The 16396-nt window shown below is 58.8% G+C and carries 15 protein-coding genes; 3 read left to right on the top strand and 12 right to left on the bottom strand.

The annotated features are described in order from the left end of the window. Window positions 1–13: 13 nt before the first annotated feature. On the bottom strand, window positions 14–1048 hold the full coding sequence (locus tag LKE65_RS09100; RefSeq protein ID WP_278741082.1) for an AraC family transcriptional regulator: 1035 nt from the start codon (window positions 1046–1048) through the stop codon (window positions 14–16). Between the two features lie 141 nt (window positions 1049–1189). Between LKE65_RS09100 and LKE65_RS09095 the strand changes: the two genes are divergently transcribed. After that, the gene (locus LKE65_RS09095) at window positions 1190–2578 is read left to right on the top strand and encodes an NAD-dependent succinate-semialdehyde dehydrogenase (RefSeq protein ID WP_165925992.1); all 1389 of its coding nucleotides are present in this window, start codon (window positions 1190–1192) and stop codon (window positions 2576–2578) included. 106 nt (window positions 2579–2684) lie between these two features. Here the strand turns inward: LKE65_RS09095 and LKE65_RS09090 are convergent, their stop codons facing one another. Continuing rightward, window positions 2685–3536, bottom strand: a complete 852-nt coding sequence (locus LKE65_RS09090) for an SDR family NAD(P)-dependent oxidoreductase (protein WP_278741080.1) — start codon at window positions 3534–3536, stop codon at window positions 2685–2687. A gap of 21 nt (window positions 3537–3557) precedes the next feature. Here LKE65_RS09090 and LKE65_RS09085 point away from each other — a divergent pair, with 21 nt between their 5' ends. Continuing rightward, window positions 3558–4715: a hypothetical protein gene (locus LKE65_RS09085; protein ID WP_086646471.1), complete on the top strand. Its 1158-nt coding sequence runs from the start codon at window positions 3558–3560 to the stop codon at window positions 4713–4715. A gap of 69 nt (window positions 4716–4784) precedes the next feature. Here LKE65_RS09085 and thiL read toward each other — a convergent pair whose 3' ends face one another. The 3 genes from thiL to nrdR all read right to left on the bottom strand — a co-directional run bounded on the left by thiL (window position 4785) and on the right by nrdR (window position 6818). Next, on the bottom strand, window positions 4785–5786 hold the full coding sequence (gene thiL, locus LKE65_RS09080) for a thiamine-phosphate kinase (RefSeq protein WP_278741078.1): 1002 nt from the start codon (window positions 5784–5786) through the stop codon (window positions 4785–4787). Further along, entirely contained in the window at window positions 5752–6279 is a 528-nt protein-coding gene (nusB, locus tag LKE65_RS09075) for a transcription antitermination factor NusB (RefSeq protein ID WP_086646469.1), read from the bottom strand. Before nusB ends, thiL begins: the two co-directional genes overlap by 35 nt. 62 nt (window positions 6280–6341) lie before the next feature. Next, a complete protein-coding gene (gene nrdR, locus LKE65_RS09070) occupies window positions 6342–6818 on the bottom strand; it encodes a transcriptional regulator NrdR (RefSeq protein WP_086646468.1) in 477 nt (158 codons plus the stop codon). 132 nt (window positions 6819–6950) lie between these two features. Here nrdR and LKE65_RS09065 point away from each other — a divergent pair, with 132 nt between their 5' ends. After that, window positions 6951–7442: a copper chaperone PCu(A)C gene (locus LKE65_RS09065; protein ID WP_086646467.1), complete on the top strand. Its 492-nt coding sequence runs from the start codon at window positions 6951–6953 to the stop codon at window positions 7440–7442. A gap of 62 nt (window positions 7443–7504) precedes the next feature. Here the strand turns inward: LKE65_RS09065 and glpK are convergent, their stop codons facing one another. From glpK to cydC, 7 genes are all read right to left on the bottom strand, one after another. After that, on the bottom strand, window positions 7505–9004 hold the full coding sequence (gene glpK / locus LKE65_RS09060; RefSeq protein WP_095349822.1) for a glycerol kinase GlpK: 1500 nt from the start codon (window positions 9002–9004) through the stop codon (window positions 7505–7507). 28 nt (window positions 9005–9032) lie between these two features. Then, entirely contained in the window at window positions 9033–9851 is an 819-nt protein-coding gene (locus tag LKE65_RS09055) for an MIP/aquaporin family protein (RefSeq protein WP_095349821.1), read from the bottom strand. Window positions 9852–9900: 49 nt separating this feature from the next. Continuing rightward, the gene (glpD, locus tag LKE65_RS09050) at window positions 9901–11436 is read right to left on the bottom strand and encodes a glycerol-3-phosphate dehydrogenase (protein WP_408744062.1); all 1536 of its coding nucleotides are present in this window, start codon (window positions 11434–11436) and stop codon (window positions 9901–9903) included. Between the two features lie 102 nt (window positions 11437–11538). Beyond that, window positions 11539–12321, bottom strand: coding sequence for a DeoR/GlpR family DNA-binding transcription regulator (locus tag LKE65_RS09045; RefSeq protein WP_095349820.1), 783 nt, complete (start codon window positions 12319–12321; stop codon window positions 11539–11541). After that, window positions 12318–14114, bottom strand: coding sequence for a DNA helicase RecQ (gene recQ, locus LKE65_RS09040; protein ID WP_408744061.1), 1797 nt, complete (start codon window positions 14112–14114; stop codon window positions 12318–12320). Before recQ ends, LKE65_RS09045 begins: the two co-directional genes overlap by 4 nt. A gap of 128 nt (window positions 14115–14242) precedes the next feature. Further along, a complete protein-coding gene (locus tag LKE65_RS09035) occupies window positions 14243–14620 on the bottom strand; it encodes an OmpA family protein (RefSeq protein ID WP_086646495.1) in 378 nt (125 codons plus the stop codon). Window positions 14621–14705: 85 nt separating this feature from the next. After that, window positions 14706–16394, bottom strand: a complete 1689-nt coding sequence (gene cydC, locus LKE65_RS09030; RefSeq protein ID WP_408744098.1) for a thiol reductant ABC exporter subunit CydC — start codon at window positions 16392–16394, stop codon at window positions 14706–14708. Between the last annotated feature and the right edge of the window lie 2 nt (window positions 16395–16396).

Below are 16396 nucleotides of genomic sequence, written 5' to 3'. Positions count from 1 at the left end.
GCTCCTGGCCGTGCTAGGCGCAATGGGCCTGATGGGCGTATAGCGCTCTGGCACCATTGCGCTCCAGAAGCTGATCAGCCCTTACGCAGAGCGCATCCGTTGCCGGGGGACGCCCGAACATGCGCCGGTATTCCCGGCTGAACTGGGATGGACTCTCATACCCCACGGCAAAGGCGGCCTCTGCGGCATCCACATTCTCGCTGACCATACGTCTGCGTGCTTCCTGCAGGCGCAACTGGGTCCGGTATTGCAAGGGGCTCATGTTGGTCGCCGCGCGGAAATGCCGGTGGAAGGTGGAAAGCCCCATACCTGCCACACGGGCCGCCCGGCCAATATCAAACGGCTCCGCATAATGCTGGGCAATCCAGTGGATGGCCCTGTTGATGTGGGAAAGGTTGCTCCCAGCCGTTGCAATCTGCCTGAGTGCACACCCCTGATCCCCCTGCAACAGCCGGTAAAGCAGTTCACGCACGATCAGGGGTTTGAGGATGGGAATATCCTCTGGCTGGTCCAGCAGCTTCATCAACCGCAAGAGTGGCTCGGTAATGGCCGAATTAAGCGGGCTTAGCCCCATACCCATAATGCACGCCTGATTGGGGTCCACCTGCTGGTCGTTCACCACCAGCAGCAGTTCCGCAATCAGGGCCGGGTCCAGCGCCAGACACAGGGCCAAGTAGGGGCGCTCTGGCGTGGCCTGTGTAATGCAGCCGGCTACAGGCAGGTCCACAGCCGTAACAAGGTAGTGGCTGTCATCATAATCAAACACACGGTCCCGGAGCATGACCTGCTTTTTGCCCTGCACAATAACGTACACGCGGGGTTCAAACACAAAGGGAATAGGCTCGCTCACGACCTCGGCCCGGTAGAGCGTGAGCTCGGGGATAGCGGTTGTTACCGTGGAATGGGCACAGTGCCTGAGCACCAGCTTCTGCAATTCCGCCAGATTACCGACCATACGTGCCTCTTTGTTACGCCATGCCATACCTACCCCCAACAGACGGGGCAGCCAGCACCATTCCAGATAGAGCAGAATAAGGCAATCAGCCACGCCCATGCCTTGCTTGAAACAGCAGGCAAATTGCCTAACAGAGAGAATCAGGCAAGAAGTGGGCAGAATTGCTCTATCCCCCTCGCCCTCTTCCGTCCCATTGTGGCATCACTGATCACACAGCCAAGGAAGAACAGGCTTATGGCTTACGCCACAACAAACCCCTACACGGGCGAAGTCGTCAAAACTTTTGCCGATGCAACCGACCAAGAAGTGCAGACCGCACTGGACGCAGCCTATACCGCATTCCAGTCTTGGCGTGATGCGTCCTTTGCTGAGCGCGCAAAGGTTATGTCTGCCGCAGCACAGATCCTGCGCGACAACATGGATGATTACGCTGCCCTGCTGACGCTGGAAATGGGCAAGGTTTTTGGCGAAGCCAAAGCCGAAGTCACGCTCTCGGCCGAAATTTTTGAATACTACGCCGAGCACGCCGAACGCCTGCTGGCCGCCGAAGCCCTGCCGGTTAAAAACCCTGAAGAAGGTCAGGCCATGCTGGTCCATGAACCTCAGGGCATTGTGTTTGCCATTGAGCCGTGGAACTTCCCCTACTACCAGATCGCCCGCATCATTGCGCCCCAGCTTTCCGCCGGGAATACGGTCATCCTCAAGCACGCTTCCAACGTGCCGCAGTGTGCCGCAGCCTTTGATGACCTGATGCGCAAGGCTGGCCTGCCGGAAGGTGCATTCCGCAACCTGTACCTTGCCCGCCATCACACCGAAACCGTGCTGAACGACCCGCGCGTATGCGGCGTGGCCCTGACCGGCTCCGAAGGCGCTGGCGCCATTGTGGCATCCGTTGCAGGCAAGGCGCTCAAAAAAGCAACCATGGAACTTGGTGGTTCGGACGCATTTGTTGTGCTCGAAGACGCTGATCTGGAAAAAGCAGTCAAATGGGCTGTTTTTGGCCGCCACTGGAATGCAGGGCAGGTTTGCGTTTCTTCCAAGCGGTTGATCGTGGCCGACGCCATTTATGACCGCTTTGTAGAACTCTACAAAAAAGGCGTTGCCGAACTGAAGGCAGGGGACCCGATGGACCCGGCTACCACGCTGGCCCCGCTCTCCTCCCAAAAAGCAGCGGACGACCTGCGCACACAGGTTGATGAAGCCTGCAAACTGGGCGCCAAAGCCGAAGTTATTGGCGCTCCTGTGCCCGAAAAAGGTGCTTTTTTCCGTCCGGTGCTGCTCACCAACCTGGAAAACAACCCCGCCCGCCTGTGGGAATTCTTTGGCCCGGTTACCCAGCTTTACCGCGCAAAAGACACCGAAGATGCCATTCGCATTGCCAATGACTCTCCCTACGGTCTGGGTGGCTCTGTCTTTACGCAGAACACCAAGCTTGGGGTGGAAGTAGCCCGCCGCATTTACACCGGCATGGTCTACATCAACCACCCGACAATGGTAAAAGCCGACCTGCCGTTTGGTGGCGTGGCCCGCTCCGGCTTTGGCCGCGAGCTGATCGGCCTCGGCATTAAGGAATTTGTCAATCACAAGCTGATTGACGTGGTGGATATTGACGCACCGTTCTAATCGAACGGCGGAGCAGGACCGTAAGCCGCATTAACCGGCGGCTTACTGCCCAACCATGCAAAAGGCCCGGCAGTTCTGCCGGGCCTTTTGTGTACTTACCCCCAAATTATCGTTCAGTTTGCCCCACAGCCAGACGCAGCAGAATATGCTCGCGCAGTTTCTGGGGGAGCAGACGTTCAACCACACGCAGAACGCGGAACGGCCACGGAAAAATATATTCCCGCCGCCCCTGCGCAATGGCGCGGGCAATCAGGCGGGCTGCTTTTTTGGCTGGAACCAGAAAAGGACGTGGGCCTTCGAGCCGCTGGCTCATGGGGGTGTCCACAAAACCGGGCACGATCAATGTTAGCTGCACGCCATATTGCCACCAGGCAAGCCCGGCAGACTTGGCAAAAAATGCCAGTCCGGATTTGGAGCTGCTATAGGCGGCAGAAAAGGGCATTTCGTAAAACCCGGCAACAGAGCCTATGAGCGCAATATGCCCACTGCGCCGCTCCACCATGCTCTTGGCTGCCGCCGTGGCCAGCGTAACCGGCGTTGCATAATTGACCAGCCCAAGCTGGAGCACCTTCTGCGGGTCTTCCGTTTTGTCGTCCAGAGACTGGATGTCAGACAGGCCTGCACCAAGCACCACACAGTCGGGCTTGTGGGCTGCATCATCTTCCTCAAAGGCCTTCAGGGCGGCGGCTCCATCGCACAGGTCTATCTGGCGTGTATGCACTACGGCCCCACTGGAGCAGCATTCCATGGCCAGCTGGCTCAGCCGCTGGGCATTTCTACCCCACAAAATCAGGGTCCGGCCGGGTGCCGCATAATGGTGCGCAAGCTCCGCACCAATGCCGCCCGTAGCCCCTGTAATCAGCACGGAACGCAGAACGCCTTCCCCCGATGCATCAGATTTCACATTTTTTCCTTTCCCATTGAGAGAGAATGAGGCATCACCCGTGGAGTTTTTCATGTTCCGTTCCATGGAGGGGCAATGTCTTTCCCGACTCAGATTACCGTTTCCCCTGTTTCGGGCTCACGTCAGCTTTCTCTCTTTATAAAGCTTCCACGCCAGATTTACGATGGCCTGCCCGGATATGTTGCCCCTTTGGACATGGAAGAGCGCGATATGCTCTCCCCCAAAAAATCTCGTTTTTTCGACCACGGCTTTGCCTGTTACTTTCTGGCATGGCGTAATGGCAAACCGATTGGCCGCATATCTGCCCAGATAGACTCCCTTGTGCTCAAGCAGCCCGGCCCCAGAACCGGCTTTTTTGGAGCGCTGGATACGGCTGAACCCGCCTGTGTTCCCCTCCTGCTTGAAGCCGCCACCAAATGGCTTGAAACACGTGGTGTTGAACGCATCCGCGGTCCATGGACACTGAACAGCAACGGCCAGTCCGGTGTTATGATTGCAGGGCAGAATGAAATGCCCATGATCGGCACCCCATGGCACCCCGCAACCCTCGGCCCTGCCGTTGAGGAAGCGGGCTTTGAAAAAGCGATGGACCTGCTCTCCTACAGTATGGAAACAGGGCCACAGGCCGAGCGTGCCAACCAGATTCCCGCCAACCTGCGCCAGCGTCTTGGCAAGATTACCATGCGCGGCCTGCGCTTGAAACACATTCCAGAAGACGCCACGATCCTGCGCGAAATCTATAATGACGCCTGGGCCGACACATGGGGCAACGTGCCCCTGACCTCTAACGAGGTTGAATCCCTGCTCAAGGCGATCAAGCCCATCCTGCGGCCTGAGCAGTATGTACTGGCCGAGGTTGAAGGCGAACCGGCGGCCATAGCGCTGGTTATACCCAATATGTTTGACATCAGCGGGGATCTGGGCGGCGCGCCCTCCCCTCTGGGCTGGCTCAAGCTTGGCTCGCGCATTCTCCGGCATGACTTTCATTCCGCCCGGGTTGTGCTCCTTGGCGTGCGCAAAAAATATATGGGCACTGCCCTGCGCGCCATGCTGCCTGTACTGATTATTGATGAACTGATGAAGCGCGGGCATGTCTTGCCCTACCGGACCATTGAACTGGGCTGGGTGCTGGAAACGCATACAGGGTTGCGCAACCTTATTGAGCGTATTGTGCCCACACCGTACAAAACCCACCGTATGTACGAAAAAATTCTGGCTCAGCCAGAAGCCTGAATTCTTCCGCAACAACAGGCAAGCGCCACAACGCGGCGCTCAACCTTTAGGCCGGAGCCCAGCCCCCGTTTACAGGTGGCTCCAGCCCCTGGCCCTGAAGTGCATGGGCTGCCCTGCACCATCCATAACGGACACACCCGGCACGCCTGCCTCAAACTGACCTATCCGGGTTACAGGCACCACCCCATATGGGGTGGGCAGACTTGGGCAGGATAGTAGCTGATGCTCCTGCTCGGGCGGCACGGCAAACAGGATTTCATAATCATCTCCGCCCGTCAGGCAGACTTCCTGCCACGCAGGCCCCAATGCGCGTGCCGCAGCCGAGAGCGGAACCTGATCGGCCTGTATGCGCACATGCAGAGCGTTTTCCCGCGCCAGATGGCCAGCATCCTGTACCAGCCCGTCAGACACATCCATCGCGGCGGATGCCAGACCATGCAGGGGTAGCCCTATCCGTGGTTGCGGCAGGCGGTAGCGTTCCGCCAGATGACCCGTAGGGTCAGCCAGAGGAGGTTCTACCCCCTGCAGCACACGCAGGCCCAGCGCTCCATCCCCTATGGTCCCACTCACCCACAGTCCATCCCCCGCCCGCGCACCACATCGCTGGATAGCCTGACCGGGCAGGACCGAGCCAACAATGGTCAATGAGAGAACAAGTGGCCCGGAGGTGGAGGTTGTATCGCCTCCCATCAGGCTCAACCCAAAGCGGGCCTGATCCTGCGCCAGACCAGCGCAGAACTGCTCCACCCACGCATCCGTAATATGGGGGGGGCGTGCAAACGCCAGCAACCAGCCTTCCGGCCTGCTCCCCATAGCGGCAAGGTCGGACAGGTTGCACCGCAACAGCTTGCGGCCAATTGTATCGGGGGGGTCAGTTGGTAGAAAATGCACATTTTCTACCATGGCATCTACCGCCATCACCATTTCTCGCCCCTGTGGGGGCGAGAACACCGCGGCATCATCCTGCAGGTTCAGGGCGGCAGGGCCAGCCAGTGCTAAAAAATGCCGCCGTATAAACGCAAACTCAGGCGGCAGATCAGTCTTCGGTTGGGGGGACGGCGGTGCTGTCATGATCTTCAACCGGTGCGGGGGTTTTGAAAAGCGTATCCAGCACACCATTCACCAGACGCGGCTCATCCCCAAAAAAGAAGCCATGTGCTACGTCCATATACTCGTTGATCAGGACCGCAGCAGGCGCGTCTTCGTGGCGAAACTCCGCAATAGCCGCCATAAAAAGAGCGCGCAGGACCGGGTCCAGCCGCTCGATCGGCCAGGTGGACGGCAGGGTCTGGGCAATATCACCCTCAATTGCCGTACGGTTGGAAACAGCCCCTTTTACAATGGCGGTAAACAGAGCCACATCCGCTTCGGGAATACGCCCATCCTCGTAGGATTCACCGCTCAGGGTGGTGCCAAACCGATGGACCAGAAACTGCTCAATAACGGAATCCGGACGATCCCCATTCTGCTCAATCTGGAACAGGGCCTGCACGGCGGCAACACGCGCGGCTGTGCGCGGGCGTTGTGCGGCTTTGAGCTTGGGTTGGTCCTGTAGTTCGGTCATCGTTCTCTCCTGCTCCGCTTTTATGCGAAGCCGCGTTTTGTGGCGTTTTTACACATAAAGGTCTAGTCTTTTTGTTCGCTCTGCTGGGTTTTGCTTTCCATGAGCGTCAGAATCTCGGAAAAATCGCGGGCCTCCGTAAAGTCCCGGTACACGCTGGCAAAACGCACATACCCCACGCCGTCCACTTCCTTGAGCGCATCCATGGCAAGCTCACCAATGCGGGCGGAGGCAACTTCCGTATCCCCCGACGCTTCAAGCTGGCGTACGACCCCGGTTACAATCTGCTCCATCTGCTCATCCGATACCGGGCGCTTGCGCAGAGCAATACGGATGGAGCGGGAAATTTTATCCCGATCAAACGGCGCTCGCCGCCCATCCTGCTTGACCACCACCAGCTCGCGCAGTTGCACACGCTCTACCGTGGTAAAGCGCTGCCCGCAGGACAGGCAAGCCCTGCGGCGGCGGATAGCCGACCCTTCTTCATTCGGGCGACTGTCCTTGACCTGACTATCCGGGTTCCCGCAAAAAGGGCAACGCATGATGGTACCAACCTTCCCTCAGGCGCGTATCCGACGGCATTGTGCTGTTCAAAGAGCGCTAGGTGACAATCAGATATTTGTTTTAACCGGGTTCGTCCATACTGCTCATGCCCCAAGGCGCACGGAGACACCATGAAACCTCGTTACCAAGCAATACTGGCCAGCGCTCTGATCAGCCTGCTGGCACTCGGCCCCGCACAGGCACAAGAACACAATAACGGGCAATCCGTTCCCGGACAGGCTGATGCCCAGAAAGACATCTCCATTACCGATATTTCACTCCATCAGCCTGCCACACAGGGGCAAGGGCAGACGGAGCTGTATTTTAGCCTTACCAATAACAGCCACACAACCCATTTGCTGACCGGCGTTGTCTCCCCCGCCTGCAGCACACTGGTTGGCTACCACACTGATCAGGAAAACACCCCCGGCACCCGCCACCTGTTCCAGCATCTGGCTCTGCCAGAAGTTACAACACTGGTATTTGCCAGTGCTGGCTACCACATGCTGTGCGTTGGCCCTGTTGCACAGGTGCTCACCCAGCCCAATGTGCCGGTTACATTCCAGTTTCTGGGCGGGTCCAGCAAAACCGTGTCTGCACCGGTTACTTCCGCCGCCCGGTAGTGCAGGAACAGGAACCAAAAGAGCCGGAGCACGCTCCGGCCACTTTTTGGGGCCCCTTCCTCTTAGCCGCCGGTATAGGTGCTAAGCGTACGCTTAACAGCCTGATGCCAGCCAGCAATCATGGTGCGGCGCTGGGTGCTGTCCATTTTGGGTTCAAACAGGGAACCCCGCGCCCATTCCGCCGCTACGTTTGCTTCATTTTCCCAGACACCGGTTGCCATACCGGCCAGGAAGCCAGCGCCCAGCGCCGTTGTTTCAACATTGCGTGGGCGCTCAACCTTGGCTTGCAGCATGTCAGCAAGGAACTGGCAGTACCAGTCATTGGCGGACATGCCACCATCCACACGGATGCTCTCCGTAGTGCCACCACCGTCCTGCACCATGGCACTCACCAGATCCAGCGTCTGGTACGCCACGGATTCCAGAGCCGCACGGGCAATATGGGCCGCAGTGGCATCCAGCGTCAGGCCACAGATCAGGCCGCGTGCATCCGGGTCCCAATGAGGCGCGCCCAAGCCGACAAACCCTGGCACCATGTACACGCCATGGCTGTGCGGCACACGGGTTGCCATATCATCCGTCTGGGACGCATGGGTGATCAGGTGCAAGCCATCACGCAGCCATTTAATGGCTGCACCAGCCACAAAAATGGAGCCTTCAAGGGCGTATGTTGGTTTGCCATTGAGCCGGTAAGCAACCGTGGTCAACATCCGGTTGCGTGATTCCACGGGCTTGTCCCCCGTGTTCAGCAGCAAAAAACACCCCGTACCGTAGGTGGCCTTGGCCATACCCGGCGTAAAGCAGGCCTGCCCCACAACGGCTGCCTGCTGGTCGCCTGCAATCCCGGCAATGGGAATGGCCCGTCCAAACAGGGCTGGGTCTGTTTCCCCATACAGAGTGCTGCTGTCCTTGACTTCCGGCAGCAGGCTGGCGGGAATACGGAACAGCTTCAGGAGATCCTGATCCCACTGCTGGCGATGAATATCAAACAGCATGGTGCGCGAAGCATTGGTTGCATCGGTTGCGTGGACCTTACCGCCCGTCAGCCGCCACAGGATAAACGAATCAATGGTGCCAAATGCCAGCTCACCTTTTTCGGCGCGGGCGCGGGCATCGGCCACGTTGTCGAGCAGCCATGCCAGTTTGGTGGCGGAAAAATAGGGGTCCAGCAGCAGGCCAGTGCGTTCACGCACCAGAGCCTCGGCCCCCTCGTCACGCAGTTTCTGGCAGACACTGGCCGTCCGCCGGTCCTGCCAGACAATGGCGCGGTGGATCGGCTTGCCCGTGCTGCGCTCCCACACCACAATGGTTTCGCGCTGGTTGGTAATGCCAATACCGGCAATGCGGTCCGCAGCCCCGCTCTGCTCCAGTGCCGCGCGCGCTGTGTTGAGCACATCGGTCCAGATGTCTTCTGGGCAATGCTCCACCCACCCAGCGTTGGGATAATGCTGCGGGAACTCCTGACGGGCCGCAGCCAGTTCGTTGGCGTCACGATCAAAAACGATGCTGCGGGTTGATGTTGTTCCCTGATCAATCGCCAGAACACAATCTTTTTTGGTCATGGGGAATATCCCTTCTTATTCTGAGCAGTCAGTCTGCCGCAGGAGTGGAGTGACGGCCCAGTGCGGGCATGAACGGACGCAGCAGCGTCTGGTAAATCGTGGCCCCGATAAGCCCACCCATAAGTGGGCCTACAACAGGCACCCACCAGTAATTCTGGGGAGAAGGAAGAGCCGTACGCCCCCACCCTGCCACAAAGCAGAACAGGCGAGGCCCAAAATCGCGCGCAGGGTTAATGGCCCACCCTTCCAGATACCCTGAAGATGCACCGATAATGGCAACCAGCAGGCCAATGATCAATGCGCCCGAGTTAGCCTGTGGGGCAGCCGTATTGTACTGGCAGGTCACTGCAAAAATACCAAGGACCAGAAATGCCGTCAGGATTGTTTCGTTCAGCAGTGCATGCAGGGGCGTTACAAAATCACCCGGATGGGTAAAGAACACGCCTGACGCGGCGCCATCATTGGCAAAATCCAGATGATGGGACACCGCATAATGCACGATAACCGAGCCATACAGGGCATAAACCAGACAGGCTCCCAAAAAGCCACCCACCACCTGCGCCACCCAGTATGGCAGCACCTTGCGCCATGCGAACCCACGGTAACAGGCAAGCGCCAGCGTAACCGCAGGGTTGGCATGTGTGCCAGAAACAGCACCGGTCACGTAAATGGCCAGGGTCACACCCAGCCCCCACGTAATGGCAACTCCCCAGTAGGAGAGCTGGTAGGGGCTTGGGTCATATAGCGAGTACATGGCTGCAACGGAATCACCGACCAGAATAATGATCAGCACCGCCAGACATTCGGCTATCAACTCGCCCCAGAGACTATTCTTTACCTTATCCATATCTTTCCTCTTTTTGTTTTTTTTTGTTCGGAAAGCGGCGTTTTACAGATCAGACAGCTTTCTTCTGAACATAGGTTTCAACGCGGGCTTTTTCCGCGTCATTCAGGTGCAGGCCCAGCTTGCTGCGCCGCCAGAGCACATCTTCTGCCTTACGGGCCCATTCACGCGCCATCAGGTAATCTACTTCACGCGTGCTCAGGTCCCCACCCAGCAGTTCACCCATATCGTCCATGCTGTTGGCCTGTCCGATAATTTCGTATGTGCGGCTGCCGTAATTACGCATCAGACGCCATGCCAGTTCTTCCGGCAACCAGGGGGCTACGCGGCGCAACCGGGCAAGGGCACCGTCAAAGCCACCTTCACCAATATCCCCACCGGGCAGCACTTCGCTTGCGGTCCAGCTCTGACCACCAACTACGGGCAGCACAGGGGCCAGCTTTTCCAGCGCATGTTCGGCCAGCTTGCGGTAGGTCGTGATTTTGCCACCAAAAATGGAAAGCAGGGGCGCACCATCCTGCGTGTCCAGGTCCAGAACATAATCGCGGGTAACGGCAGAGGCGTTGGCAGAGGCATCGTCATACAACGGACGCAGCCCTGCGTAGCTCCACACCACATCGCTCTCACGGACCTGCACGTTCAGGTAGCGGTTCACGCTTTCGCACAGATACGTTACTTCATCGGGTGCTATGCCCACCTTGCCCGGCTCATCCTTCCACGGAATGTCCGTGGTGCCGATCAGAGTGAACTTCTGCTCGTATGGAATGGCGAACACAATCCGCTTGTCAGGGTTCTGGAAAATGTAAGCCTGCGGCCCCTCGTACACACGCGGGACAATAATGTGGCTGCCCTTGACCAGACGTACCGATTTGGAATTAGGGATTTTAAGCGTATCGGCCAGCAGGCGGGCAACCCACGGGCCAGCAGCGTTCACCATGGCCTTGGCACGCACGGTCTGGGTCTGGCCGGTTATGCGGTCTTCCAGAGTTGCCACCCACTGCCCGTTCACGCGCTGCGCGGCAGTCAGGCGGGTGCGCACGCGCACATCGGCCCCACGCTCGGCCGCGTCCATGGCGTTCAGCACAACGAGGCGGCTGTCCTGCACCCAGCCATCGGAATAGATGAAGCCCTTGGTGTATTCAGGCTTGAGCGCACGCCCCGAAGAATGCTTGCGAAAATCCACGCCAATGGATTTAGGCAGCGTCATGTTGGATGCCAGATGATCGTACAGGAACAGCCCGGCCTTGAGCATCCAAGCCGGACGCACCAGCTTGGAATGCGGCAGCACAAAGCGCAGCGGCCACATGATATGGGGAGCCATGGTCAGCAGGCGTTCACGCTCCATCAGCGCTTCACGCACAAGGCGGAACTCATAGTATTCCAGATAGCGCAGGCCACCATGGATCAGCTTGGTGCTGGAAGACGAAGTATAGCTTGCCAGATCATCCTGCTCCACCAGCAGGACGGATGCACCACGCCCGCAGGCGTCACGCGCAATGCCGGTGCCGTTAACGCCCCCCCCGATAACGAGAAGGTCATAAATACGCTCGGATGTTTCTGCTGCTGACATGGTTTTTATCGGTTCCATCTATACGAAGGCTTTGTTCGTTTTATTCGATTTCGAAAACAGAACGCAAGAACTATGGTTATCGTCCCCGATGGATGCGTTTTTTTGAGCCATGATGTTCTTTTACGAACACTCCTGCGCGCCAGTAACATGGAGCTGCACATCATGCTCGCGCAAAATGGCACGAATACCCGGCGGAGGAGGCTGGTCCGTAAAAAACGCATTGATCTGGGATATATGCCCCACACGCGCCATGGGCCTGCGCAAGAACTTGGTGTGGTCGGCGAGCAGGAACACCGTTCTGGCGTTGCGTATGATCGCCTGCGCTGCGTTAATTTCGTCCGCATCAAAATCCAGCAGTGTACCATCCGCATCAATGCCGGAAATGCCGATAACACCAAAATCCGCCCGATACTGCTCGATCATGGCCGCTGCCGCCGGGCCAACAATGCCACCATCGCGCAGGCGTACGCTGCCACCTGTAATGATCAGGCTACATTCAGGAGCCGGAGCCAGCAGGGTTGCCACATGGATATTATTGGTAATAACCCGCAGGGTTCTGTGGGTGCGCAGCGACCGGGCAAAAGCTTCCGTTGTGGTGCCGATGTTAATGAACAGGGAGGCCCCGTCCGGTATGGCCTTTGCCGCTTCCCGCCCTATGGCGTCCTTGGCTTGCAGGTTCAGGATCTGCCGGTCTGAATAAGCAATGTTCTCGGCGGGGGAAAGGCTGCTGGCCCCTCCATGGTGGCGAGCAAGAAGGCCCTGCCCGGCCATAATGTTAACGTCCCGCCTTACTGTCTGCACGGTTACGCCCAGCTCGCGCGCCAGTTCCTCGCTGGCAACATACCCGTGCTGGTTGACCAGCCGCAGAATATGCCTGCGTCGTTTTTCCAGCGCATTGCTCATGCCGGTTCCGCCTCAATAACCGCCAGCACGGCCTCTCCGTAGCGTTCCAGCTTGGAGCGGCCTACGCCTTTGATCTCACCCAGCGTATCCAGATCATCGGGTTTTTCGAGCGCTATGTCTTTCAAAACCGAATCATGGAAAATGACATACGGCGGAATTTCCTGCTCCTTGGCTTCTTCCCGCCGCCATTTGCGTAGAGCTTCAAACAGGGCCAAACGGTCTTCAGGCAGGTCCAGAACAGCAGATTGCCTCTGCCCCCGAGTACCCCCCACATTGCCGGTGTGTTCCACAACCGGGTCTGCCCGCAAGGCAACGTTTTCCTCCCCCCGCAGGATCGGGCGGGCGATGTCGGGGTTCAGTCGCAACCCACCATACTGCCCTTCTATCCGCAGGGCGCCGCGCGCAATAAGCTGGCGGACCACACCACGCCAGAACGACTCGCTTCTATCCTGACCAATCCCCCAGACCGAAAGTTTGTCGTGCCCGTTCCGGCTTATGCCGTCGGTCCTCTTGGCCCGCAAAACGGCAATAACATGCAGCGCGCCAAAACTTTCCCCCGTGCGATACACTGCGGACAGCAGCTTGCGGGCAGCTTCCGTTCCATCAAATGTCAGCACCGGGTGGCGGCAGTTATCACAATGCCCGCAGGGCTGTTCCAGTTCCTCGCCAAAACAGTGCAGCAGTGCCTGCGTGCGGCACCCTGTGGTTTCAGTAAACGCGATCATGGCCTCCAGACGGCTGCGCATGATCCGTTTTTCGTTATCTGGAGCTGCGGACTGGTCCAGCCAGTAACGGGCACGGGCTATATCCTCCCCCCCGTATAACAGCACGGTATCAGACGGCAGGCCATCGCGCCCGGCCCGGCCGATCTGCTGGTAATACGCCTCGGGCGAGGAGGGCATATCCAGATGCACAACTGCGCGCACATCCGGGCGGTCTATGCCCATGCCAAAAGCCACCGTGGCCACAATCACCAGCGGTTCCCCCGAGCGAAAACGCAACAATACCGCGCGCTTTTCCACCGGAGACAACCCCGCATGATACGCCAGCGCAGGCCAGCCGCGCTCCCGCAGGGAGGCTGCTATACGCTCGGTTCTGGCACGGCTGCCACAATAGACAATGGACGCATCTTCCCTGTAGCGCTCAAGGGCTACAAGCAGTTGCTTCAGTTCCGAACCTTTGGGCTGCACGGCAATATTGAGGTTGGGCCGATGAAAGCTTGAAACCAGAACCTGCGCGTGCGGCATATCCAATGCCGCCAGAATATCGTCCCGCGTGCGTTCGTCCGCCGTGGCGGTCAGGGCAAGCCGTGGCACATTGGGAAAATGCCGCGGCAGGGCGGTCAGGGCCCTGTATTCGGGCCGGAACTCATGCCCCCAAGCCGAAATGCAATGCGCTTCGTCTATGGCAATAATGGATAGTGCTATGCGCGTCAGACGGTCCAGCGTGCCTGACGACAAAAGGCGTTCAGGCGAAATATAGAGCAGGTCCACACGGCCATTGGCCAGATCGGACCTGATCTGGGCTGATTCGTTTTCGTCCAGCTCGGAATGCAGGGCAGCGGCATTAACCCCAAGCTGCCTGAGCCCTGCCACCTGGTCGTCCATAAGCGCGATAAGAGGAGAGATGACCAGCCCCATGCCCGGCCGGCACAGGGCTGGAATCTGGTAACATACGCTTTTGCCCCCGCCCGTGGGCATGAGCACAAGGGCATCCTGCCCCTGCATGGCGCATTCTACAGCCTGCGCCTGCAAGCTCCTGAACCCGGGGAACCCAAAGACAGCCTGCAGCACCTCCTGCACGGACCGGTTACAAAACCGGTCACGCGGGGGCACTCCCGGCCCCCTTTCCTCCGGCAAGCCTAATGGTGGCTCATAAGGGGGAATGTCGGCATATGCAGGCTCTCTTTCCTCCATGGCAATCAGGGGCTTGTCAGTTCGATCTCTACACGGCGGGAGCCAACAACCATCCCTTCAAGGTTGGAAGGGGCGCGCGGTGTTTCCACAATACGGTCACTGCGCACGCCATCGGCCTGCAACTTGGCCGTTACGGCCTTGGCCCGCTGGATTGCCACCAGTGCATCGGCAGACAGGTCCTTGCCAGCCCCGGCATACCCTTCAACCCGAACAATGCGGGAGGGGTGCTTGTCTGCTTCCTGCGCGACCTGCGCAACCACTTCCTGCCCGGCCTGATCAAGCTCGGCCGACTGGTTGGAAAAAAAGACAACATATTTACGAGGGGCCTGACTGGCGCAGGCAGCCAGAAGGCTCAGGCAGGCGACTGAAAATAAGCGGCGCATAATGATCATTCCTGAATTATCAAAACAAAACCGTTTTATTTGGTGCCCCTCCGGGCTGCTGGCGTCAACAACGATTCCAGCAGGCCTAGGCCGCGGCAGCTTTTGCCACACCATCGGACAGGCGCCAGATGCGGTCCAGCTTTTCCACCCCGGTCAGGCGGTGGGCTATCAGTATGACCGTGCGGCCCTCGGTTACGGTGTTCAGAGTCCGGAGGAAGTCCTGCTCCGTCTGCGCATCCAGCCCTGTTGCGGGTTCATCCAGAATAAGAATGGGAGCAGGTGCCAATAGCGTACGCGCCAGCGCAATACGCCGCCCCTGCCCACCGGAGAGACGAATACCCCCCTCACCTACCCAGGTATCCAGCCCTTCGGGCAGAGACCGCACAACATCGGACACCGCGGCCTGATCAAGAGCCTTCCACAAATCATCTTCGGAAGCATCAGGCCGGCCGAGCAGCAGATTGGCACGAATGGTATCGTCAAACAGGTGTGTTGCCTGCGAAAGCCAGGCCATTTTGCTGCGCACGGCATCGGGGCGTATGGTGGTAATATCTTCCCCCCCCAGACAAATCTGGCCTTCCTGCGGGCTAGCCGCCCGTAACAGCAAAGCCGCTAGGCTGGACTTACCCGTGCCAGACGGCCCCAGAATAGCCACCCGCGCCCCTGCGGGAATATCCAGCGTAAGCCCTTTTAAAACCCACGGCCGATCATCCGCCCACCGGAAACGCACATTGTTCAGGCGGATGCTGGTATCCACAGGGGCATGCTCATGCGTAACCTGCGCATTGGCAGCAGCGGGCTGCACTGCCATTTCCACCACCCTGCGGGCGGAAACCCCCATAATGCCAGCCTGCAAACCGGCACGCGTAAGGGTGACTGCACTTTCAAATGCAGCAACGGTCAAAAACAGTATGCTCACCCCTTCAAGGGCGCCCACCTTGGGTAGCAGAATACCGCCAATGGCCAGCAGCACCATGAACACGGCAATCTGCCCAAATAAAAAGGCCAGAGCATTGGCAAAAGCCGCACGGCGGGCCACAGCCATCTGCCCTTGCAACAATGCGGCATCCGCAGCCTGCACACGGGCCAGCATTCGCCCTTCCGCGCCGAATGCCCGGATTTCGCGCAGGCCGCCTACCAGGTCCAGCACGGAAATACGCAAATGCGCCAGCAGATGGGCAGCCTGATCAGCCGCCTTCTGCCCCGACCGCGCGATCAGCCACGGCACCAGAAAAGATGCACAGGCAAATAGCACGCCAACAGCCACTCCCAGCACAAGGCTCTGCCGCCCCACAATAACCAGCAGGGCCGGAAAGGTCAGTCCCGCACAAACCAGCGGCACAACAATCCGCAGGTATAACCCATCCAGCGCGCCAATATCGGATACCAGACGGGACAGCATATCCCCCGCCCGGCGGAAGCCCAGCCCTGCCGCTGCACCGTGGGCAAGGGAATGAAAAAACCAGACCCGCAAATCTGCCAGCGCACGGAACATGGCATCGTGCGCAAACAGGCGCTCTGCATAGCGCAGCGTCACGCGCCCCACGCCAACCCAGCGCAGCAGTGCGGTTGTCACCACCACTTCGCCCAGCACACACCCTGCCAGCCGCAAGCCGGACACCTGCATAAGCGCAAGACCACAAGCCAGCGCAGCCAGTGCCAGCAGCACGCCCACAACCAGCCGCACTCCCTGCCTGCGCCACAGGCCGAATATAATGCACACCGCCTGCCAGTCCGTAAATCTGGCTGTGTGCGGCACGGGCACATCCTGCAGCC

Origin of the sequence: Acetobacter fabarum, from assembly GCF_022483405.1 — a bacterium.
Lineage (GTDB): Bacteria > Pseudomonadota > Alphaproteobacteria > Acetobacterales > Acetobacteraceae > Acetobacter > Acetobacter fabarum.
The sequence above is the reverse complement of the archived record's forward strand: the minus strand, read 5'-3'. Positions and strand labels throughout refer to the sequence as shown.